This window comes from Paracoccus sp. KR1-242 (genome assembly GCF_049446195.1).
In the GTDB taxonomy this organism is placed as follows: Bacteria; Pseudomonadota; Alphaproteobacteria; order Rhodobacterales; family Rhodobacteraceae; genus Paracoccus; species Paracoccus broussonetiae.
Window position 1 is genome coordinate 127007 of the sequence record NZ_JBMSED010000005.1, and the last position, 17382, is coordinate 144388.

Here is a 17382-nt window from a genome sequence, read left to right on the forward strand (position 1 = left end):
TGCGGGTCGTTCTGGATCAGATCGGAAATGCGGACATGACAGGCGAAGCCTCCATATTCGCGTCATGTTCCACCTACTTTAAGCAGCGTCGCCAGAAAAGGGCAGAATCCGGGAAATCTCGGGATCGTGGAGTTCTCAGGCGATGCCGAAGCGGCCAAGTTCGCGGCGCAGCCGGTCGGCCGCGGCCCGATCGCGAAGCGGGAAGGCGGCAAAGAACAGCTCTGCATTGGCGTCCGGCCGCAGCCGATAGACTTGCGCCAGCCATTCCCGGGCGCGGTCGTCGCGCCCAGCAAACCCGTTCGCCACAACCGCGATCATGGCGATCAGCACATGTGCATGGGGGGCCGACGCGGCGCGGTCGGACCAATCGGCGGCCTCGTCCCGGTGGCCCTGCAGCAGATGCGACAGGGCTCGTGTCCCGAACATGCCGTAAACCAGCGGGTCAAGAGGGCTGAGGCGCAGCGCAAGATCGACTCCGTCCGTTGCCAGACCCGATTGCGACATCAGCGCGGCGATCAGCGCGCGGGAATAGAAGCCTTGCGCGAAATTCGGATTGAGGTCGGTTGCCCGCGCAAGCCAGCTTGCGGCAAGGTCCAGCTCTCCGGTCAGCCAATGGGTCCGCCCGAAGGTGAAGGCGGCAAAGGAATCCATCGGGTCGATTTCCAGGCTGCGTTCGGCATGAGCGCGCGCGGCAAGCGCCGATTTCGCGCGGTCGGGGCCATAGCGCAGGAAGGCGTCCTGAAAACTGGTAAAGGACAGCCCGGCATGGGCGCGGGCAAATCCGGGGTCCAGTGTTGTCGCCCGCGCAAAGAACGCCGCCGCCTGCCGGTTGCCGTCCGCGGTGAACAGGAACATCTGGCGCAGTCCCAGATGGTAATTCGCCCAAGCATCCAGTTGCGAGATGTCGCGCCCCGCGGCCAGCCGCGCCTCGTTCAGCGGGACGTGGATTTCCAGCGCCGCGCACAGGGCCGCGACGATGGCTTGCTGCAATTCCGCCAGCGCGTCGAGCGGGCGCGACAGCCGGTCGGTCCACAAAATGCGCGAGGTCGCGGTTTCCACCAGTTCGGGCGTGACGGTCAGGATCGGGCCCGCCATCTCGACCGTGCCGGCAAGGATATAGCGTGCGCCCAGCCGTTCGCCTGTCTCGGGACTGGGGCGGGCGAAGCGAAAGGAAGAGCCGCGCGAAATCACCAGCAGCCAGCGCAGGCGCGACAAGGCACGCAGGATCTCATGCGCCAGCGCCTCGGTCAGGACCGACTGGTCGGGCGGCAGTCCGATGCCACGAAAGGGCAGAACCGCCAACGAGGGCGCGTCCGGGCGCGGCGGTAGGCCACCCTCCTGCCGGTCAAGGATGCGAACCGCGGGCACGGCGCGGAATCCCCGGCCATGAACGGTGCGGATGATTTCTTGCCGGTCGCCGTCATCGCCGATCGCAGCGCGAGCCGCGCGCATCCGGCTGGCGATGCTGGCATCCGAAACGGCGCGGCCGTTCCAGACCGCCTCGACCAATTCGTCCTTGGTCACCAGCCTGCCTTGCCCGGCAAAGATGCGGCACAGCAGCACGAACACCTGCGGCTCGACCGGAATCGGTTGGCCACCGCGTCTCAGCTCGAACCGCTGATCGTCCAGTTCAAGGTCGCCGAAGCTGTAGATCATGCGCAATTTTATCCCAAACCGGCCAGTTCTGCATGATTTCTTCATGATCCGGTCAAGCTGATGCGGCGGCTCCGGGTTATGATCCGGTATCTGGCGCTGTTGCGCCTTTTGTCAGGACAGGTCGACTCAATGAGACAGCAATCCATCCGGACTACCAGTGGCCGTGGCCGCCTCTACGACAGCATTCTGGAAACCGTGGGCGACACGCCCGCGATCCGCATCAACAACCTCGGCCCCGACGGCGTCACGCTTTATGTCAAGGCCGAGTTCTTCAACCCCGCCGCCTCGGTCAAGGACCGGCTGGCGCTGAACATCATCGAGGCGGCCGAGCGTTCGGGCGAGCTGCGTCCCGGCCAGACCGTGGTCGAGGCGACCAGCGGCAATACCGGCATCGGCCTTGCCATGGTCTGCGCGCAAAAGGGATATCCGCTGGTCGTGACCATGGCGGACAGCTTTTCGGTCGAGCGCCGCCGCCTGATGCGCCTGCTGGGCGCCAAGGTCGTGCTGACCCCCCGGACCGAGAAGGGCACCGGCATGTACAACAAGGCCGCCGAACTTGCCCGAGAGCATGGCTGGTTCCTGGCCCGTCAGTTCGAGACCGCGGCCAATGCCGATATCCACGAAAGCACCACCGCGCGCGAGATCATGGGCGATTTCGCGGGTCAGCGGCTGGATTGCGTCGTGACCGGATATGGCACCGGCGGCACCGTGACGGGCTTGTCGCGTGTCCTGCGCCGCGAAAGGCCGGAAACCCGCATTGTCCTGGTTGAGCCGGCGAATGCCGCGCTGGTATCCAGCGGCGTGGCGCAGGTGCGCGGCGATGCCCATGCGCCAGCGGCAAGTCATCCCGCGTTCGAGCCGCATCCGATCCAGGGCTGGACCCCGGATTTCATCCCCTTCGTGCTTCAGGAAACCTTGGACTCCAATGGCTTCGACAAGCTTCTTACAGTCCCGGGGGCCGAGGGCGTGGCGTGGGCGCGCAAGCTGGCTGCGCGCGAGGGGATCCTGACCGGCATCTCGGGCGGGGCCACCTTTGCCGCCGCTATGAAGGTCGCCGAAACGGCCGAGCCGGGCAACGTGATCCTCGCGATCCTGCCCGACACAGGCGAACGTTATCTTTCGACACCATTGTTCCAGGAAATTCCCGAGGACATGGACGAAGAGGAACTGGCCCTGTCGCATTCGACCCCCGGCTACCAGATGGCGTGACGGAGGAAGCGATGAAGGTGGAAACCTGGACTCCGGCCCCCTGGGGGCCGGACGGGGAAAGCTTGGACCCTGTGGACTGGGACGGCTTTGCCCGCGCGGCGCATGACGCGGTGGACCGCGCCATACTTCGGACACGAAACCTACGTGACCGCCCGGTCTGGCGTCCCCTGCCGGACACGGCGCGGGTGGCGCTGTGCCAACCCCTGCCGCAGGAGCCCTCGCCACTGACTGCAGTGCTGGACGAAACCTGGGACCATGTCATGGACCACCCGATGGGCAATACCCATCCCCGGTTCTGGATGTGGTACATGGGGGCGTCATCCCTGACCGGGGCGCTGGCGGATTTTCTGGCGGCGGTCGACGGCTCGAACCTTGGGGGCGGGGCCCATGCTGCGGCAGAGGTCGAACGCCAGGTGATCGATTGGCTGAAAGAGATCGTTGGATTTCCGTCCTCGGCCAGCGGCACGCTGACCAGCGGCGGCTCGGCGGCGAACCTGATCGGGCTGGTGGTCGCGCGCAATCGGAGCGCCGGAATCGACTTGCGCGAAGCGGGGATTGTGGCGCTGCCGCGTCCGCTGCGCTTCTATGCCTCGGATCAGGTGCATGGCTGCCACCAGAAGGCGGTCGAGATCATGGGCCTTGGCAACCGTGCGCTGCGCCGCATTCCGACTGGCGAAGATTGCCGCCTGGACCCGGTCGCCCTTGCCGAGGCCATTGCCGAGGATCGTGCCGCGGGCTGGCAACCCGCCTGTGTCATCGCCACGGCGGGCACGGTGAACAGCGGTGCCATCGACCCGTTGCGCGCCATCGCCGATCTGTGCGCGCAGCAGGGGTTGTGGCTGCATGTCGATGGCTGCATCGGCGCGCTGGCCCGGCTTTCGCCCGGCCACCGGCACCTGCTGGTGGGGATCGAGCGCGCGGACAGCCTGGCGCTGGATCCGCATAAAAGCCTGCACGTTCCCTTCGAAGCCGGTTGTGCGCTGGTCCGCGACCCGGTGGCCCATCTGGGCAGCTTCGCCCTGCATTCGGAATATCTGGATCCTGCCGCACGTGGCATCGCCGCAGGGGGATGGCTTTTCGACTATGGCCTCCAGACCTCGCGCGGCTTCCGGGCGCTGAAGGTCTGGATGATGCTGAAGGAACATGGCGCCGCCCGCTTCGGTCGGATCATCGGGCGCAATATCGATCAGGCGCACAGGTTGGCCGCGCGGATCGACAGCGAACCCCGCATGACTCGGCTGGATCCGGTGACGCTGGATATCGTCTGCTTTCGCTATGACCCCGGAGGGCTTGGGCCGGAAGCATTGGCCGAGTTGAATATCGAGATCATGATGCGCCTGCAGGAATCTGGAATCGCGGCCTTTTCCGATACGACCCTGCACGGGCAGCATTGGCTGCGGGCGGCGATCTGCAATCACAGGACCACAGATGCGGACCTCGACATGGCAATCGCGGCCCTGATCGCCCTGGGTGATCAGCTCTGCGGTCTGGAAGAGGCGGAGAGCCGCGGGCAGTGGCGAACGACGCCCGCAAGGTGAAAAGAAATCCCTTTCCAGCTTCGGGACATAGGGTGGGAAACGGTTCGGGCACGGCCCCGGATCACCCGACCTCCGTCACCCTGACCGCGCAGGACGCGGACCTTGTTCGCGCCCAAAGCGAAGTTGGTGTAAGATGAAGTCTTGTCATTCTCCTTTCGGCACCAGAAATCGGGGGCGAAGAATATAGGGGCGCATGATGAGAATTCTTGCATTTTCGACCTTGGCAGCGGTCTGCCTTTCCGGCGCGGCCTTTGCCGCCGATTTCGGGCCGTTGATCTCGGCCGAGCAGCTGAATGCCCAGACGACGGGTCCGGATGCGCCGCTGGTGCTGGACATCCGCGGCGAGGCTTATGGCCAGGGCCATATCGCGGGGGCCATTTCGGCCCCTTATGAACGGTTCCGCGGCCCCGAGACCAATCCCGGCGCGCTGGTACCCGAGGATCAGCTGGAAGCCACGTTGCGTGAGCTTGGCGTGACGCTGGAACGCCCGGTCGTAGTCGTCCACCAAGGCGAAGACGACAGCGATTTCGGTGCGGCTGCGCGGGTTTACTGGACGCTGAAATCCTCGGGTGTCAGCCATCTTGCGATCCTGAACGGCGGCATGGGCGCATGGAGCGGCGCGGGCCTTCCGCTTGAGACGCGTGCGAATGCACCGGTGCCGTCCAATGTCGACATCACCTTCTCGCACCAGTGGCTCGCGACGACCGATGACGTGTCCACGATCATCGGGGGCGAGCACAAGGCGAAGCTGCTGGATGCGCGGCCCGAGGCCTTCTATCAGGGCCAGAAGGCGCATCCGCAGGCGGCCAAGCCCGGCACGCTGCCGGGGGCCGAGAACATCTCGCATGCCGTCTGGTTCAAGGATCCGACCGAGGTGATGGACGCGCCCTCTGCCGCAGAAGTTGCCGCGAAGCTGGGCATCGGCAAGGCTAATCCGGTTGTCGCCTTCTGCAATACCGGCCACTGGGCCGCGACCGAATGGTTTGCGCTGTCCGAACTGGCCGGGGTCGAGGACGCGAAACTGTATCCCGACTCGATGGTCGGCTGGTCGCAATCGGGCGGTCAGATGCAGAACACGCCCGGCCTGATGCAGAACCTGATGAACCAGATCCGGGGCACCGACTGATGGCCGATGCAGTCGCGGTTCCCGCCTCGGGGCAGGTGGCGCAGCGCGGGTTGACCATCCTGGCGGGGCTGGCGGTGGTCTTTGCCGTCGCATTGTTCGCGGGCGCGCGCTATGGCCTGTTGCTTGCCGTCGGCCTGGGCTTCGGCATCGTGCTGGAGGGGTTGCGCTTCGGCTTTGCCGGGCCGTGGCGCGCGATGATCCTGCGCCGCGATCCTTCGGGCATCTTGGCGCAGCTTCTGGCCATTGCGATCGTGTCCGCGGTCGCCTTTCCCCTGCTGGCCAGCCACCCCGGAGAGATCACTGGGGCCGCGGCACCCATCGGCTGGGCAATGGCCGGCGGGGCGTTCGTCTTTGGCGCGGCCATGCAGGTCGTGCTGGGCTGCGGCTCGGGCACGCTGGTCAATGCGGGCAGCGGCAATCCCGTCGCCTTGCTGGCGCTGCCGTTCTTTGCGATCGGCAGCTTCCTTGGCGCCTATGGGCTGGTCTGGTGGACCGATCTTGGCGCACTGCCGATCCTGACGCTGACCGGTGGGTCGGGGCTTGCGCTGACGCTGGTACTGCTGGCCGGGGTCGCGGTCCTGCTGCTGGCGCTGGCCGCGCCCGGCACGCGCCGCATTCCGTCGCGGCTGGTCTTTGCTGCTTTGGCCATCGCGGCGCTCGCCATCGCAAATCTGGTCGTGGCCGGTCAGCCCTGGGGCGTGGTCTATGGCCTTGGCCTGTGGGCCGCAAAGGCGGCGGTGGCACTTGGCGCGGACCTGTCCGGCTCTGCCTTCTGGAGCGCGCCGGGCAATGCCGCGCGATTGGGCCAAAGCGTGCTGACCGACGTGACCTCGCTGACGAATATCGGCATCATCCTTGGGGCATTCCTTGTCGCGACATGGCGCAGCGGAGGCTTGGCGCAGCCCTTGCCACGGTTGCCCGCGCGGGCCTGGGTCGCGACCATCGTGGCCGGATTCCTGCTGGGCTATTCCTCGCGGCTGGCCTTTGGCTGCAATGTGGGGGCGTTCTTCTCGGGCATCTCGACCGGCAGCCTGCATGGCTGGGTCTGGTTCGTCGCAGGCTTCGCGGGTTCGGTGGTCGGCGTGCGCCTGCGTCCGCTGCTGGGGATGGAGGGGCGCGCATGACCCGCCGCGTGACGGCCCCGCTGGCCATTCTGTTGCTTGGGATGCTGATCTTCTTCGATCACGCGACCTCCGACCTGAACCCCTACAAAGCCCCGCCGATCTTTGCGCTGGGATCGGGGGTCGAGGCCTCGGGCGGCTTCTGCGGGGCGATGCCGAAATAGCCGGGGCTTGATCCCCGTCCGGGGTGACGCCAATCTGGCGGACGGCGCCGCGACGGGCGCCGGCCAATGCGGGATGCCATGACCCCTGCAATGCTGACGAACCGCGACGCGCGGCGCCTTTTCCTGGATCGCCACCTGCTGCTTCGGCCGGGGTCGGGGCCGGGGAGCGGCGCCGACCTTGCCGGGGTGCTGGACGAACTGGGTTTCGTCCAGATCGACAGCGTGAACACGCTGGCGCGTTCGCATGACATGATCCTGTGGTCGCGCCGCGGGAGATACCGTCCCGCTGCCTTGGACCGACTGATTGCGCGCGATCGCGCGGGGTTCGAACATTGGACCCACGACGCCGCCGTCATTCCCATGCGCTTCTATCCGATGTGGCGGCTGAAATTCGCCCGTGACGAAGCCCGCATGCGGCAGCGCTGGCCGAAATGGCAGAGCGAGGGCTGGGATTCCGAGATCCACAACATCCTGAAGCGCATTGCCGATGACGGGCCGGTCTCATCCCGGGACGTGGGGGATGGGGAAAGCCGCGGCACCTCAGGCTGGTGGGACTGGCATCCCTCCAAGACAGCGCTGGAATTCCTGTGGCGATCTGGACGGCTTGCGATCCGGCATCGGCAGGGGTTCCGCAAGGTCTATGATCTGGTCGAACGCGTGATCCCGGCGGACCACCTGAACCACGGGATGGCGGACGCGGGGATCATCGACTGGGCGATGACGGCCGCGATGGAGCGGCTGGGCTTTGCCACCAGTGGCGAGCTTGCCGCGTTTTTCGAGATCGCCACCCGCGATGAGGCCAAGGACTGGTGCGCCGATGCCTTGCGGGACGGTCGCATCCTGCCGGTCGATATCGGGCTGGCCGACGGCTCGATCCGCCGCAGTTTCACGACCCCCGCGCTGCTGGATCAGGTGGCGGGACTGCCCGACCCGGTCGAAAGGGTCAGGGTGTTGTCTCCATTCGATCCGGCATTGCGCGACCGGGCGCGGGCCGAGCGCCTGTTCGGTTTCCGCTATCGGATCGAGATCTTCGTACCGGCCGAGCGTCGGCTCTATGGCTATTACATTTTCCCGGTGATGCAGGGTGATCGCCTGATCGGCAGGCTGGACGCCAGGCGCGACGCGGGTGCGCTGGCCATCACTGCCTTCTGGCCGGAACCCGGCATCAGGATGGGACGGCAGCGGCAGGCCGGGCTAAGGTCAGAGCTTGAGCGGCTGGCCACATTTGCCGGGCTGGCCGATATCCGGTTCGCGGACGGCTGGCTGCGCGAGCCAAAGGAAGGCACGCCGGGTTAGGCAGGCGCGGCAAAGGTGCCGCGCCTTGGGGTCAGACTTCAGGCATAGGTGTCGGCGAACAGCCGGCGCAGCTCGGCTTTCTGCACCTTGCCCATGACGTTGCGCGGCAGGCTTTCGACCATGAAGACGCGCTTGGGTTGCTTGAACCGCGCCAGCCGGTCGGCCAGCGCCGCGGTGATCTGCTGCGGGTCAAGGACGACACCACTGCGCGGCACGACAACGGCGGTCACGCCCTCGCCAAGATCGGAATGGGGCAGGCCGATGACGGCGCTTTCCAAGACGCCCGGCAGCGCGTCGATGGCCTCCTCGACCTCTTTCGGATAGACGTTATAGCCCCCCGAGATGACAAGATCCTTGTCGCGCCCGACGATGCGCAGGTAGCCATCCTTGCCGATCTCGCCAAGGTCGCCGGTGATGAAGTAGCCGTCCTTGCGGAATTCGGACGCGGTCTTTTCGGGCATGTTCCAATAGCCCTCAAAGACGTTCGGGCCCTTCACCTCGATCAGGCCGATCTCTTCATCGGCAAGGGCCGCACCGGTTTCGCGATCGGTCACGCGCACCGAGATGCCGGGCAGGGCCATGCCGACCGCACCGGGGATGCGCGCCCCGTCATAGGGGTTCGACGCAATCATGCAGGTTTCGGTCATGCCATAGCGTTCAAGGATGGCCTGTCCCGTGCGGTCCTGGAAGGCGCGGTGATCCTCGGCCAGAAGCGGGGCCGAGCCCGAGACGAAAAGCCGCATCCCCGCCGTCGTTTCGCGCGACAGGCGGTCGGATTTCAACAGGCGCGTATAGAAGGTCGGGACACCCATCAGCACAGATGCGTCCGCCATCAGGTCGATGGCCTGTTCGGCATCGAACTTGGTCAGAAAGATCATCGTCGCCCCGGCCGTCAGCGACATGTTGGCGGCGACGAAAAGCCCGTGGGTGTGGAAGATGGGCAGCGCATGGATCAGCCGGTCCTCGGCCGTGAAGCGCCAACAGTCCAGCAGCGCTTCGGTGTTCGAGGCGAGGTTGCGATGGGTCAGGACCGCGCCTTTCGAGCGTCCCGTCGTGCCAGAGGTATAAAGGATCGCGGCGCGGTCATCCGGCCCCGAGGGATGGGCATCCTCGCGCGGGGTGACGCCCCGGGCGCGCTCGATCAACGTGCCGTCGGCACTGGCCCCCAGCGTCTCGACGGCAAGGGTCGGGCTGGCACGGTGGGCATGGGCGGTGAAGGTGGCGGGATCGCAGACGAAAAGCCGGGGTGCGGCGTCGCCGATGAAATAGTCGATCTCGGCCCCGGTATAGGCGGTGTTCAGCGGCAGGAAGATCGCGCCCACCTGCAGCGTGGCAAGATACAGGGCAATCGCTTCGGGCGATTTTTCAACCTGAACAGCGATCCGGTCGCCGGGGGCGACGCCCACCTCACCCAGGACGGCGGCCAGCCGTTCGACCAGTTCGCGCGTCTGGGTATAGCTGATGCTGGGTTCGCCGGGCCGTTCGAACAGCGGCTTGGCCTGCATCGTCTCGGCCGCCTGGATGAAGTTCTCGTAGATGGTCTGCATTTGGGTCTTTCTCCTCAACGTGCCAGGGCTTCGGCAAGCTGCGCGCCGTGGGCGACGGTTCCGTCGCGCACGAAAGCTTCGTGCTGTGCCTCGATTTCGGCAACCTCATAAAGATAGTTTATCATCAGCCCATGCGCGGCCTTCAGCGCCGAAGGGGCGAAGTCGGCGGGCCAGTTCAACCGGTGCGCCTGGGCGCCGTTGCCCAGGTGAAAGCGGGCGACCGGATCCGGGGGCAGGTTAGCGGAGGTGCGTTCGGTGACGATATAGCGGGCGGCAATCGCCTCGACCTCGGGGCGCAGGGCCTCGGCCTTGGCGGGGTCGTCCTGCCACGCGGGATCGGACAGCGCCTTGGCCAGCGCTACCGCACGGTCGTCCGTCTGCGAGGACAACCAGCGTGCGAAGCCCGGAACCGGCGACAGCGTCACATAGCAACGCAGGTTTGAAAGTTCCGAGGATAGAACCGCAACCACCTGCTTGATCAGGAAGTTCCCGAAGGACACCCCTTTCAGACCCGCCAGGCTGTTGTTGATCGAATAGAAGACGGCGGTATCAGCCTCGACCGGGGCGGCGGCTTCAGGCGCGTTCAGGATCGGGCCGATGGCGGTCGGAATGCCGGTGGTCAGCGCGACCTCGACAAAGATCAGCGGCTCATCGCCCGTGGCGGGGTGGAAAAAGGCGTAAAGGCGGCGGTCATTCGCGGCCAGACGGCGGCGCAGATCCGGCCAGCCCTGCATCCGGTGAACCGTCTCATAGGCCATGATCTTTTCAAGGATCGCGGCGGGCGCGTTCCAGTCGATCCGGCGCATGGTCAGGAAGCCACGGTTGAACCACGAGGCAAGAAGATGCGCGAAATCCTGATCGATGGGTTCAAGGCTGGGATCCTCGCGGATCGCGGACAACAGGTCTTCGCGCATGCGGACCAGTTGCAGCGTGGCGCCGGGGGCAAGGTTCAGGCGGCGCAGCAGCGTCTGGCGCGCGGGTTCGACCACGCGGAACAGGGCGGCGACGGCATCCGCATCGGGCTTCTTCTCCCACGCGGCATAGGCGCTGCGGATCTGGTCGGGGACGACACCATAGCTGTCGCGCAGCAGTTCGAAAAACGCCTGCTTCTCATCCGGCGAAAGCTCGGCATAGGCGGCCAGGGCCTGTTCTGCCACTGCCACGCGCGAGGCGTCTCCGATGCGGCCCATCAGGACCGAGCACGCGGCCTTGATCCGCTCTGAAGGCGGACGTGACAAAGCTTTCAGGGTTTCCGCCTCACCCGGGGCGCCGCGCGTGCGCCGGGTGATCGCTTCGACGAAATCCGAAAGAAAGGCGAGTCGCTGTTTGCCCATGATCGATCCTCCTGATCCAATGATATACGCCAGAATCTGTCTGTTGTATATAACATAGTTTCGGATGGACATTTCATGACAAGTCGGGTGAAATATCCGCAGGACATGAGAAATGGCGACGCGATGAGCATTCCGACGGCCCAACGCATACGACTTGCCCTGGAAAACGACATCGTGGACGGGCGCTATCATCCCGGCGACCAGATCGATCCCGACCGCATCGCGGCCGATTACGGCTGTTCGCGCACCCCTGTGCGCGAGGCGTTGCAGATGTTGGAGGCCTCGGGCCTGCTGATCGTCCAGCCCAAGCGCGGCACCTTTGTCACCAAGCTTGGCATGGGCGAGCTGATGCAGCGTTTCGAGCTGATGGCCGAGCTTGAGGCGTTTTGCGCCCGGCTTGCCTGTCGCCGGGCCGAAGCCAGGGACATCGCGCGCATCGTGCAAAGCCTGCAAGCCTGCGAGACGGCGGCAGAGGCGGGGGAATCCGACCGCTACTATGCCGAAAACACGCAGTTCCATCAGGCAATCTATCGCGCCGCCCATAACCCTTTCCTTGAGACGGAAACGCTGCGGCTTCAGGCGATGCTGCAACCCTATCGGCGTCGGCAGTTGCAGGCGCAGGGGCGGGTGCGCCGATCGCTGGACGAACATCGCGTGATCGCCGACGCGATCCGGTCAGCAGACGAGGAAACCGCCGCCCGTATCATGACTGAACATGTGCTGGTCCAGGGTGAGCGGTTCCAGGATCTTGCCGCCATGCTGGAAGGGCTGGACAGCGCGCGCTGAGCCGCGCGCGCAGCAGACTTACTGGTCGAGGGCATAGGCGATGACGTAATCGCCCGGCTTCGTCCCGATCGAACCGTGCCCGCCCGCCACGATCACCACGAACTGGCGCCCGTCCTGTTCAAAGGTCATCGGCGTCGATTGGCCGCCTGCGGGCAGACGCGCCTGCCACAGCTGTTCGCCGGTGGTCAGGTCATAGCCGCGGATGAAGTTGTCGACCGCCGCCGCCAGAAAGGCGACGCCGCCCCCGGTGATGATTGGGCCGCCGATCCCCGGAACGCCCAGCTTGAAGGGCAGGGGCAGCTTCGTCATGTCCCGGACTGTGCCGTTCCGGTGTTTCCACGCGATCTGTCCTGTGGTCAGGTCCGCCCCTGCGACATAGCCCCATGGCGGGGCTTGGCAGGGGACGTTCAGCTTGCCCAGGAACGGGCCCATGACGACGCCATAGGGCGCGCCCTCGTTGCGGTTCAGGCCCTGTTCGCTGGCCTTCTCGCCCTGTCCCTTGGGTGCGATGTCGGCGCGCGGCACCAGGCGCGAGGTAAAGGCCAGATAGGTCGGCATCCCGAACATGACCTGCCTTTGTGGATCGACGGCAATGCTGCCCCAGTTGAACGTGCCGAAATTGCCCGGATAGACGATGGTCCCGTTGAGCGAGGGCGGGGTATAGCGCCCCTCGTAATTCAGGCGGTTGAAGTCGATCCGGCACATCAGCTGGTCAAAGATGGTGATCCCCCACATGTCGCGTTCGCGCAGGGGCGGGGGCGCGAAGCTCAGTGCGGAACTGGGTTGAGTCTCGGCAGTGAAATCCTCGGCAATCGCACCCGAGGGGGCGGGCTGCTCCGAGACGGGCAGGATCGGCTCTCCGGTTTCGCGGTTCAGGACATAGATGTCGCCCTGCTTGGTGGGCGCGACCAGCGCGGGCAGCACCTCTCCGTTCACGGTCAGGTCGACCAGGACGGGCTGCGCCGGAACGTCCATGTCCCAAAGGTCGTGATGCACCGTCTGGAATACCCAGGCCTGCTGGCCGCTATCGACACGAAGCGCCACCACGGACGAGGAATGCGCCTCGACCGCCGGGGAACGGCCCATGCCAAGCTGATCCGGAACCTGATTGCCAAGGGGGATATAGACCAGCCCGCGATCTGCATCGACGGAAAACACCGACCAGCTGTTCGGGCTGTTCGCGGTATAGGTTTCGCCGCCCGCGATGTCGATGGGCGTGGTGTCGTCGGGATTGCCGCTGTCCCAGTTCCACAGCAATGCCCCGCTGCGGATGTCGAAGGCCCGGATCACGCCCGAGGGCGACTGGATCGAGAAGTTGTCGTTGACCGCGCCACCGATGATGATCTTGCCCGCCACCGCGACCGGCGGGGAGGTGGAATAGTAATATCCCTCGGGGTTGAAGGGCATTCCGGCTTCCAGCCTCAACGTGCCCTGATCGGCGAAACTGGTGCAGACCTCGCCGGTTTCGGCGTTCAGCGCGATCAGCCGCGCATCCGCGGTGGGCAGATAGACGCGGGTCGGGCAGTCCTCGGGCGCGGCCGGGGTCGCCGGAGCGGCCTCGGGAGGCATATTCGCCATGTCCCAATAGGTCACGCCGCGGCAGGTCTGGTGCTGGCGGTCCGGGCTCATTCCCGAATTCGCGTCATAGCGCCAGATTTCCTTGCCAGTCGCGGCGTCCAGCGCGATCGCGATGTTATGGGGCGTGCACAGGTAAAGCTTGCCGCCGATCTTCAGCGGCGTCACCTGATAGGTCGTCTCGTTCACGTCGTCCGGGCGCTTCACGTCTCCGGTCTGATAGCGCCACACCTCTTTCAGGCTTCCGACATTCTCGGTCGTGATCTGGTCCAGCGGAGAATAGCGCTGGCCGAAATTCGTGCGCCCGTATTGGTGCCATTCCTCGGGCGGGATCTCGTTGCCAAGTGCCGGGGCCTCGGTCCTGGGCTCGGTATTCAGGGCGCCATCAAGGGCGGTCGGATCCTGCATCATGGCGTAGCCAGCCACCGCGACCGAGATCACCGAGGCGATGCCCACAGGCCAGCCGGACACCCGTCCCGTCGAGGGGGATGCGGGGATCAGCCCGGCGCGGACCACAGGCAGGCACAGCCACATCGCCATCAGCACGACCAGGCCGCCACGCGGTGCCAGTTGCCACCAGTCGAAACCTACTTCCCACACTGCCCAGATCAGCCACAGGATGACGGTCAACGCGAAGAGCCAGATCGCCGCGCCGTTTCGCCGGGCCAGCAGGAAGGTCACGACCAGAACGGCCACAGCCAGTACCAGATAGGCCGGGCTGCCGCCCAGCATCACCAGCCACCCCCCCAGTGCGGCCAGGGCAATACCGATCAGTGCGAAGATGGCGGTTGTGATTGCAAGCATGACGGCCCCCGAAGGTCTGAATCAATCCTGGTCGATGGCGTGGGGATTGGCGCTGTCCTGCGCCGGAGACGGCCCGTCCCGCCCCGATGGGATCACGGCGTAAAGGACCGCAAGCAGCAGCACGATCACGACAAGAACGATGATGGTTCGACTGGACATGCATCCCCCAGAATCAGACGAATTCGGAACGGCGAATGGGCAGTGCTGGCGTCACGGGTTAACCGGGAAACGGGCAAACTGGCTGGGTCAGGCGGCGTTCAGGATCTGCCGGGCCGGGCATAGGACTGTCCGGGCTGGGTCGCCTCCATGGTAGCCAAGAGTTTCTGATCTGCAAGGACAGTTTCGCGCCGGCGGGGCAGTGCTGCCTGTTGTTCGCGCTGCAGATAGGCCAGCAGCTTCTCGCGGATCTCGCAACGCAGGTCGAATGCCTTGCCGGCATGGGTCGCGCTGGCAAGAATGCGGACCTCGACCACGTTTTTGCGGAAATCGGTGACTTGCAGCGCGAAAACGTCGCGGTTCCACAGAGGAGAGGCGCGGACGATCCGTTCGGCCTCGGCACGCAATTCGGGGACCGAAACCTCATAATCCAGATAGATCAGAACGGTGCCGATCAGGGTCGCGTCATTGCGGGTCCAGTTCTGGAAAGGCTGTTCCATGAAATAGTTCAGGGGCACGATCAGCCGCCGCTTGTCCCAGATGCGGACGACGACATAGGTCGCGGAGATCTCCTCGATATTACCCCATTCGCCCTCGACAATAACGGCGTCGTCGATGCGGATCGGCTGGGTCAGGGCAAGCTGGATGCCCGCCAGCAGATTGCGCAGCACCGGTTGCAGGGCAAGGCCGACGACAATCCCTGCCGCCCCGGCCGAGGCCAGCAGGCTGACCCCGTACTGCCGCACCCCGTCGATCGTCATCAGCGCCGCGCTGACGCCAATGGCCACAATCAGCACCACCGCGACCCGTTCCAAAATGCGCGTCTGGGTGACGTGCTTTCGGGCCAGAAGGTTATCTTCGACATCCAGGCGAAAGCGGCGCAGGTGCAGCGTCATCCAGATCTCAAGCATGATCCTGACGAACCAGGTCACGCAGGCGATGAAGGCGATCAGCATGGCGTGTCGCAGCAGGTTGCCTTCGCGCAGGGGCAAAGGGGCGATATTAGCCGCGAACGATACGGCCATGATCATCATGGCAAGCTGAACCGGCCCGCGTGTTCGCGACAACAGCTTGCGCCAGAATTCGTCACGATGGCTCAGGACTTTCTGTGCAAGGCGGTAAAGCAGGAAGCAGGCGGCCCATGCAACGCAAAGCGCCGCAATGAAGATAAGGCTGGTGATTGTCCAGGAAGGCATGTGGTCTCCGTCGGTTGCGGTGTCCGTCGGGCAAGACGGTCCGGTCGGGGAGGGGTTCCGGGATGCGCGAATGGGCAACTCCGGCAACTCGTGGGCTGGCGCGCGCCAGGGGGTCCGGGCGAGACTTGCCCGGACCAACGATCTATTTCTTCGTGTGCTCGGGCTTGCCCTTGCGTGTCGTGCTGGCAAATTCCTCAAGCTGTCGTTCCGACATCGAATCGTACATTTCCCGCGATGCGCCGCGCAATTCGCCCTTTTTCGTGTCGCCGCGCTTTGCGGACAGGGCCGCGCCGGCGGCTTTCTGCTGTGCCTTCGATTTGGCTGGCATTGAAAGCTTCCTTCGGATCTGGTGTGCCGCCCGCGGGCGCGCGGGATGCGGTCGTTTGTGTCCGGTATCGGTGCCGGTGTTCGGACCCGGTCCACAGATCGGTGCGCCGTCAAGGGTCGAGTCCGTCAGTTCCGCGTCGCTCAGGCGTTCATGCAACGAGTGGTCAGTGTCTTGTCCTCTTGGTCGAGGTGCTGGCAAAACCTCATTCCGGGGGGATTGTTCCGGCATTCAATCCGATGTGAGGTCCGAAGGACCGGGCGCGGCAGCCTTTTCCGCCCTGCAGTGGCGCGAAAATCGGGGCCCTGCTGGCGCGAGTTCACTTGCGCGTGCGCGTGGCTTATGCACTCTCAAGCCGTCCGTGACCTTTGCCAGAGGGCCGAATGCGTAGAGAATGCCTGCCGGTTTCAAACCGGTTGCCTTTTGCACTGATGCTTGCAGCAACGCTGCTTGCAGGGTGCAGTCGTCCCCCCGAACTGATCGGCGTGGACAATCCCGAAATTCCGGCCGAGCACCTTGCCGAGGTTAGCCGGCACAAGGTCTTCATCACCACGACCCGGCAGGCTACGGAAGTCACGGGCGCCTTCTTCTCGGCCAATCGCGCGCCCGAATTGGGACTGGCCTCGGTCGTGGCGACGGTTCCGCCGAACCACAAGGTCGGCGAACTTGAGCGGCCCAAGGAACTGCCGCCCGATCCGCGCACGGAATTTTCGATCATCGATCCGGTGGTCTATCGCAACGACGCTTCCTTCGTGGCCGAGATCAACCGCGAGTTGGCCCGCCGGCCGCCCGGACAACGGCGGCTTCTGCTGTTCGTCCACGGCTATAACAACACGGCCAGCGACGCGATCCTGCGGCTGACCCAGTTCGTCGAGGATACCAACTATCAGGGCGTGCCAGTCCTGATGACCTGGGCCTCTGCGGCCAGTGCCGTGCGCTATGTCTATGATATGAACAGCGCCCTGATCGCGCGTGGAAAGCTGAAGGAAATTTCCGACATCATGGTCCAGACCAACGCCGAAAGCGTTGATATATTTGCCCATTCCATGGGAACGCTGCTGACGATGGAAGGACTGGTCGACGCCCAGAAGGCAGGCACCCTGGGCAAGCGACGGACCATCAACAACATCGTGCTGGCATCGCCCGACATCGACATCGACCTGTTCCGCACCCAGATCGAGCAACTCTCGCCCGAGATCCGCAAGAAGATCTACCTGCTGGTGTCCAAGGACGACCGCGCGCTTCTGGCCTCGCGCCGGATCGCGGGGGGAGTTCCGCGCGTGGGCGCGACGGATGCGGCCAAGCTTGAAGGGCTGGGCGTGACGGTGATCGACTTGTCGCAGATTCACGATTCAACCTCTGGCAGCCATTCGAAATTCGCCGGCTCACCGGAAGTCGTGCAATTGATCGGCGCCGGGCTGAATCGATCCGGCGGCTTCTCGCGCGGGCGTACGCCGGGTCTGGCCGACATGCTGAACAACGTGCCGATCATGATCAACGGCGGCTGAACTCAGTGTCATGACCCTGACGTTGCCTGCCGCGATGTGGG

Annotated in this window: 15 protein-coding genes; 8 read left to right on the plus strand and 7 right to left on the minus strand. The window is 65.0% G+C overall.

Features of this window, described 5'->3' with window-relative positions; translation table 11 throughout:
* Window positions 1–135: 135 nt before the first annotated feature.
* Window positions 136–1656, minus strand: coding sequence for a winged helix-turn-helix domain-containing protein (locus tag ACO2Q4_RS09230; protein WP_423318818.1), 1521 nt, complete (start codon window positions 1654–1656; stop codon window positions 136–138).
* 129 nt (window positions 1657–1785) lie between these two features.
* Here ACO2Q4_RS09230 and ACO2Q4_RS09235 point away from each other — a divergent pair, with 129 nt between their 5' ends.
* The 6 genes from ACO2Q4_RS09235 (at window position 1786) to ACO2Q4_RS09260 (ending at window position 8110) form a co-directional block, all read left to right on the plus strand.
* Window positions 1786–2865, plus strand: coding sequence for a PLP-dependent cysteine synthase family protein (locus ACO2Q4_RS09235; RefSeq protein ID WP_423318820.1), 1080 nt, complete (start codon window positions 1786–1788; stop codon window positions 2863–2865).
* 11 nt (window positions 2866–2876) lie between these two features.
* The gene (locus tag ACO2Q4_RS09240; protein WP_423318822.1) at window positions 2877–4403 is read left to right on the plus strand and encodes a pyridoxal phosphate-dependent decarboxylase family protein; all 1527 of its coding nucleotides are present in this window, start codon (window positions 2877–2879) and stop codon (window positions 4401–4403) included.
* Between the two features lie 196 nt (window positions 4404–4599).
* Window positions 4600–5529: a sulfurtransferase gene (locus tag ACO2Q4_RS09245; protein ID WP_423318824.1), complete on the plus strand. Its 930-nt coding sequence runs from the start codon at window positions 4600–4602 to the stop codon at window positions 5527–5529.
* On the plus strand, window positions 5529–6653 hold the full coding sequence (locus tag ACO2Q4_RS09250) for a YeeE/YedE family protein (RefSeq protein ID WP_423318826.1): 1125 nt from the start codon (window positions 5529–5531) through the stop codon (window positions 6651–6653). The genes ACO2Q4_RS09245 and ACO2Q4_RS09250 overlap by 1 nt, the downstream gene beginning before the upstream one ends.
* Complete coding sequence (locus ACO2Q4_RS09255) at window positions 6650–6814, plus strand: hypothetical protein (RefSeq protein ID WP_311759175.1); 165 nt, start codon at window positions 6650–6652, stop codon at window positions 6812–6814. The genes ACO2Q4_RS09250 and ACO2Q4_RS09255 overlap by 4 nt, the downstream gene beginning before the upstream one ends.
* A 78-nt stretch (window positions 6815–6892) precedes the next feature.
* Entirely contained in the window at window positions 6893–8110 is a 1218-nt protein-coding gene (locus tag ACO2Q4_RS09260) for a winged helix-turn-helix domain-containing protein (protein ID WP_423318828.1), read from the plus strand.
* Between the two features lie 38 nt (window positions 8111–8148).
* On the opposite strand, the gene ACO2Q4_RS09265 is transcribed toward ACO2Q4_RS09260, so the two are convergent.
* Together ACO2Q4_RS09265 and ACO2Q4_RS09270 are read right to left on the minus strand one after the other, a co-directional pair.
* Complete coding sequence (locus ACO2Q4_RS09265; protein WP_423318830.1) at window positions 8149–9657, minus strand: malonate--CoA ligase; 1509 nt, start codon at window positions 9655–9657, stop codon at window positions 8149–8151.
* 14 nt (window positions 9658–9671) lie between these two features.
* Window positions 9672–10991 (minus strand): malonyl-CoA decarboxylase domain-containing protein, encoded by a 1320-nt coding sequence (locus tag ACO2Q4_RS09270; protein ID WP_423318832.1) that lies wholly within the window; start codon window positions 10989–10991, stop codon window positions 9672–9674.
* A gap of 123 nt (window positions 10992–11114) precedes the next feature.
* Between ACO2Q4_RS09270 and ACO2Q4_RS09275 the strand changes: the two genes are divergently transcribed.
* Window positions 11115–11777, plus strand: coding sequence for a GntR family transcriptional regulator (locus tag ACO2Q4_RS09275; protein ID WP_423318834.1), 663 nt, complete (start codon window positions 11115–11117; stop codon window positions 11775–11777).
* A gap of 18 nt (window positions 11778–11795) precedes the next feature.
* Here the strand turns inward: ACO2Q4_RS09275 and ACO2Q4_RS09280 are convergent, their stop codons facing one another.
* The 4 genes from ACO2Q4_RS09280 to ACO2Q4_RS09295 all read right to left on the minus strand — a co-directional run bounded on the left by ACO2Q4_RS09280 (window position 11796) and on the right by ACO2Q4_RS09295 (window position 15836).
* Window positions 11796–14156 (minus strand): glucose/quinate/shikimate family membrane-bound PQQ-dependent dehydrogenase, encoded by a 2361-nt coding sequence (locus ACO2Q4_RS09280; protein WP_423318836.1) that lies wholly within the window; start codon window positions 14154–14156, stop codon window positions 11796–11798.
* Window positions 14157–14177: 21 nt separating this feature from the next.
* Entirely contained in the window at window positions 14178–14315 is a 138-nt protein-coding gene (locus tag ACO2Q4_RS09285) for a hypothetical protein (protein WP_395133157.1), read from the minus strand.
* A gap of 98 nt (window positions 14316–14413) precedes the next feature.
* Window positions 14414–15508, minus strand: a complete 1095-nt coding sequence (locus tag ACO2Q4_RS09290; protein ID WP_423318838.1) for a mechanosensitive ion channel family protein — start codon at window positions 15506–15508, stop codon at window positions 14414–14416.
* A 142-nt stretch (window positions 15509–15650) separates the two neighbouring features.
* Window positions 15651–15836 carry a DUF3008 family protein gene (locus ACO2Q4_RS09295; RefSeq protein ID WP_395133289.1) on the minus strand — a complete coding sequence of 62 codons (186 nt, stop codon included), beginning with the start codon at window positions 15834–15836 and terminating at the stop codon, window positions 15651–15653.
* Between the two features lie 380 nt (window positions 15837–16216).
* Between ACO2Q4_RS09295 and ACO2Q4_RS09300 the strand changes: the two genes are divergently transcribed.
* Entirely contained in the window at window positions 16217–17341 is a 1125-nt protein-coding gene (locus ACO2Q4_RS09300; protein ID WP_395133161.1) for an alpha/beta hydrolase, read from the plus strand.
* Window positions 17342–17382 lie beyond the last annotated feature (41 nt).